Consider the following 5,004-nt stretch of genomic DNA (forward strand, 5'->3'; position numbering starts at 1 on the left):
ACGCGCCAGGGGTGCCATCTTGTGGCACCCGCACCCCATCACGCTTGCGGTATCTTTGAGGTCGAAATCATAGGCTAAGGGCAACACGGGCGGACACTGGCAGCCTGCCCCGCCCGTCGAACAGTTCGACGAATGAGGCGCCTAGCTCTTGGCTGCCTGCGCCCTACCGCCAAAGACCTTCGAAGCGGGGCGCGCGGTGCGGGTGGAGTGGACGGTGTGCCGGGGGTCGCGGTGGCCGAGGTAGTCCTGGATGAGCCGCAGGTCGTGCCCCTTGTCGGCGAGCGAAGCCGCAGGAATGGCGCAGCGTGTGCGGGTGGACGCCGGTCAGGTTGGCGGGTTGTGTTGCAAAGTTTGCGGCAAGTCGCAGACGGCCGCGACAGGCCCAAGATCAGGCGGTGCCCTGGACCAACTCGGCGACAAAGGTGGCTTGGGTCCGCATGTCTCGTCCGCCAACCTTCTGCACCTGCCCCTTCCTCATCATAGCCATCGCCTCGTAGCCTGCCAATGTACGTCGCGCCATGCGGAAACCGCCGAAGCCAAGCCCGGGTCTGACCAGGCGCTTCACGCGCCGGTGGTCTTGTTCCAGTGTTATTGAGAAACTTGCATTGCCGCAGCTGCGAGCGTCGCCACAGCTCGCGGTCTTCCTTCATCTCTGTGATGGCGCAGGGATAGGCCGGGTTTTTGTCCACCGTGATGGTGCGCGGGTTCGCCGTGTGCAGCTGCTCCAGCGCCTTGCGGAAGAAGCGCTTCGCCGCGTTAGCATCGCGCTTGGCCGAGAGCAGGAAATTGATGGTCTGCCCACGGCTGTCCACGGCGCGATACAGGTACATCCAGCGGCCCTTCACCCGCACGTAGGTCTCGTCCACTCGCCATGAGCCGTTGCTCAGGCGCAGGTGCGGCCGGATCCGCTTCTCAATCTCCGGCGCATAGGTCTGCACCCAGCGGAAGACAGTGGTATGTGCGATCTCCACGCCGCGGTCGGCCAGCATCAGTTCGAGGTCGCGGTAGCTCACCGGAAACATGAGGTACCAGCGGACCGCCCAGAGGATCACCTCGGCGGTGACCTGCCGCCCCTTCAAGGATTGACCTGCCCTTACCGAGGCCACTCTCCGCCGTCTCGCCATGCCCTTGCTTGTACCTATTCAGGACGGCACCACAAGAATGCAACAGAACCGCAGGACTTCATCGCCCACTACAACTCCACCTGGCTCGTCGCCCGGCATGGCTACCGCACCCCGAACCAGATCCGCACCGAGCAACGACGCCTTGCTCAATGCCCAACAGCCAACCTACCCTTGGCCGCCTGAACAGCGCAGCCAGCTGTCTCAACAACCAGCCGCACTACAGGTATAAGGCGACGTGGATTTCGAGACGGCCCGGCTCCGCCTCCGCGCCCGCACGCCGGCGGACCTGGACGCCATCATGGCCCTGGACGCCGACCCGGCCGTCCGCGCCTTCATCGGCGGACCGCCCGCCCCGGAGGCGCACCGGGCCGAGGTGGCGCGCAATATCGCGCTGGGGCGGCCCGAGCCGCACGCGTCCTGGGCCGTGGAGTGGCGGGGCATGCCGGGCCTGCTCGGCCTTTGCGGCCTCAGCCCGTGGGAGGGGACCGGCCTAACGCAGATCGGCTGGCGGCTGTGCCGCACGGCGTGGGGGCGGGGCATTGCGACCGAGGCGGCCGGCGCAGTGCTGGCCCGGGCCCTTGGCCCGCTCGGGCTCCGGGTCGTCGTGGCCCTGATCCACCCGGACAACGCCGCCTCGATCCGTGTTGCCGAGAAGATCGGCATGGCGCCGTGCGGCGGCACGCAGTACCGGGGCACCGCGCAACTGCTGTACCAGGCTTGTGAGGCGGCGAGTGTGTGAATCCTGGTGCAAATGGGACCCTTCCTAGCGGAGCCGATCGGCGTCGAATGGGTGGGCCGATGCACAACCGGAGGCTCGCAGGTACCTCGACAATGTCGCTCTTATACCGCAATCAATACGGGCGCCTGCAACAAAGCCAAGACATGGGTGTTGGGCCGCGGTCGGCCAAAATAGTAGCCCTGCGCATCGGTACAACCGGCACGCCGGATCTGCGCTAGCTGCTCCGCGGTCTCGACACCTTCTGCGGTCGACGTCATGCCCAGGCTGGAGGCGATGTTTACGATCGCATCGACGAACGCCGCACTGTCTGGGCCGTCCGTGAGCTCCATCAGGAATGACCTGTCGATCTTGATCTTGCTGAAGGGGAAACGCCGGAGGTAGCTCAGTGAGGAGTACCCCGTCCCAAAATCATCCAGCGCTATGCGCAGACCCATGCCGTGCAGCTCATTCAGCAAGCCAAGAACCACCTCGCTATCCTGCAGTAGAACCGACTCCGTTACCTCCAGTTCCAAACGACTTGCTGCTAATCCCGCCTGCGCCATCGCGTCGGCCACCGCTCCGGCAAGCCGAGGGCTCATGAACTGCAGCGGCGACAGGTTGACCGCCACCCGAATATCGGTCGGCCAACCACTGGCATCTTTGCATGCCTGTTGCAGGACCCACTCCCCGATCGGAACGATAAGGCCAGTGTCCTCGGCGACGGGAATGAACTGGTCTGGAGATACCAATCCCCGCTTTGGATGGTGCCAACGCAGCAGCGCCTCGAAACCGCGAATTCGGTTTTCCTCGAGATTAAAGAGCGGTTGGTAGAACAGCTCCAACTGTCGCCCTTCCAACGCTTCTCTCAAGTCCGCCTCCATAGTCAGGCGCGCCTGGAGTTGCGTCCGCATTTCCGGCTCGAAGAAACGAGAGCACGAGCGCCCACTGAACTTGGCGCGGTAGAGTGCCACGTCTGCCTTCTTGAGCAGATCATCGGCATCGTAGCCGTCGAGCGGTGCGAGCGCGATGCCGGCACTCACGCTGATCACCACGCGGTGGCCATCGATGTCGTAGGGCATGCCGAGCACCTTCACAAGCCTCTCGGCAAGGGTCCGGGCGTCCTGCGGTTGCTCCGGCGAGGGCTGCAGGATAGCGAACTCATCGCCGCTTAGGCGCGCCACCGTATCGCCCTCGCGCACGCAACCACGCAGCCGCTGTGCCACCACCTGTAACAGCAGGTCCCCCGCGGGGTGGCCCAGCGTGTCATTGACGTTCTTGAAGTGGTCGAGGTCGAGGCACAGGACCGCAAGCCAACCGCCTTTGCGTTCGAGGCGACCCACTTCGTACTCCAACCTCTCCCGGAACAGAACGCGGTTTGGTAGACCGCTCAACGCGTCATGGTGCGCCATATAAGCGATTCGCGCATCAGCGAGGCGGCGCTCAGTGATGTCCTCGTAAGTGGCAATCCAACCACCCCCAGGCATGGGCCGATGGGATACGGAAATCGATCGCTCCGCGCTCTGCTCGGTGACGAAGGTACCGGCACTCTCGTCGCGTATCAGCATCTCCTGCTTCAAATGGATGGCGCTCGCCAGCTCCCCCATGCTGTGGCTACCGGATGCGATCTTGTGCAGGATGTCGCCAATGGGCGTGCGCGGCGCGGCCGCGTCTAGTGGCAGGGCGAAGAGTTCCGTGTAGCGTTGGTTGCAAACGATCAGGCGCTGCTCCGTGTCCACCATGCAAAGGGCCTGAGACATGTTGTTCAAAGCTGCGTCGAAGCGCTCGTTTTGCGTGTGCAGCTCGCCGTGGGTGCGGCGGAGTAGCCTGTTATGCAGCAGCAGTAGCGCGAGCAGGACCAAACCGCAGGCCGCGAGTGCAATGAGGACACCCGAAAAAATCCAGTGCAGCCGGCTGAGCTGCCGCTGATCCTCCGCGACGCGGTCGCCGCCTTCGACGTTTGCCACTGCGGCAAGCCTCGCCAGCTTCGGCTCGAGCGGCGCTAGGAGGTCGAGCAGTTCCCGGTGGCCCGTTTGGGCCAGGACCGCAACCTGCGGTCCCGCGGCTTGCACCGCCGTGGCGAGCTCGCCGATGACGTCGCCCAGCTCGGGGCGGCTGGCGGCCAGCTCCGCCACACGACTGAGTTGCAGCAGGCCGACCCGGTTCGCCAGGATGTCGAGCCTGAGTTGCACTTCCTCCCGATCGACGACGCCGTCGGTCAGCGCATGACTGGCAATTCTTTCCTTCAAGCGCGCGAGCTCGGTAACGGCTTGGCTAGCGAGCCACGTGTTGTTGTAGCGCGAGACCTGCTGGAGCGCGTCCTGGCGCTCTACGATGAGGCGGGAGGTGTAAGCGGCTGCCAGCACCAGCACGATGCCAGCGGTGGCGAGGAGCAACCAAGCGACGTGACCGAGCCGACGGCTATACACACCCACAATGGACCACATTTGGAGAACGTGCCTTCGGCGTAGCAGGCGCGGCTAATGCACGACCAAACGCGCGAGTTGCCAGGCAGAGCGCGCGTAGAACCGCTGGTGCCTTAGCTCGGCTTTGCTATCAAAGGGATACACAATGAACAGCGGTCCCTTATCGCGCACCGAGATGTACTCGTTGTTACGCTTGAGGGCGAGAAGCACGCCGTAGGTCGCAAAGTCGCTGATCGGCAACTCAGTGCTGTAATCGTTGAGGGCGTAGGCAACAACTCGGTCGCCCGAAGCGCCAACTCTCTCGAGCAGCCGGCCCATGAGGACACCATCGAACCGAACTGGGCTGGGGTACCAGGGCGTCATCGTCTCGAAGCCTGACAGGCCCAACGCTTCAAGCATTGGGCGGTCGAACTGTGCCGTGTCGCCCTTATTGAACACCGCAACCTTGCCGCTGATCGTCAGGATCGGCCGCTCCGAAGGCTGAGGCAGTGACGTAGCGGTAGCCCGCTGGCACAATGTAAAGGATGTGGCGCCGGCCAAGGCTGCCACGGTGAGCCGTCCCATGGCGCGTCTTGTTCCAAAACGGGTCATTCGCTTCCCTCGGGTGACACGCGGACGTCAGACCGGCGGCAGGCAATCGCCGCGACCGGGAACTGTCCGGAGGCGGGTCACCAGACCTTAGTGCAAGGCTGTTTATCAGCAGAGGTAGGTTTACAGAAAGATAAATCTACTTATAGAT

The 5,004-nt window shown here is 63.8% G+C and carries 3 protein-coding genes and 1 pseudogene; 1 reads left to right on the forward strand and 3 read right to left on the reverse strand.

The window, feature by feature from the left end:
* Positions 1-388: 388 nt before the first annotated feature.
* A pseudogene (locus AC5JJ6_RS41175) lies at positions 389-1,124 on the reverse strand (IS6 family transposase).
* A gap of 235 nt (positions 1,125-1,359) precedes the next feature.
* Here AC5JJ6_RS41175 and AC5JJ6_RS41180 point away from each other — a divergent pair.
* Positions 1,360-1,863: a GNAT family N-acetyltransferase gene (locus tag AC5JJ6_RS41180; protein ID WP_496047604.1), complete on the forward strand. Its 504-nt coding sequence runs from the start codon at positions 1,360-1,362 to the stop codon at positions 1,861-1,863.
* A 101-nt stretch (positions 1,864-1,964) separates the two neighbouring features.
* Here AC5JJ6_RS41180 and AC5JJ6_RS41185 read toward each other — a convergent pair whose 3' ends face one another.
* Positions 1,965-4,235 carry a putative bifunctional diguanylate cyclase/phosphodiesterase gene (locus AC5JJ6_RS41185; protein ID WP_496047605.1) on the reverse strand — a complete coding sequence of 757 codons (2,271 nt, stop codon included), beginning with the start codon at positions 4,233-4,235 and terminating at the stop codon, positions 1,965-1,967.
* Positions 4,236-4,319: 84 nt separating this feature from the next.
* Positions 4,320-4,829, reverse strand: a complete 510-nt coding sequence (locus AC5JJ6_RS41190; RefSeq protein ID WP_496047606.1) for a putative pterin-binding protein — start codon at positions 4,827-4,829, stop codon at positions 4,320-4,322.
* Positions 4,830-5,004 lie beyond the last annotated feature (175 nt).

The sequence above is a fragment of the Skermanella sp. genome, from assembly GCF_059503625.1.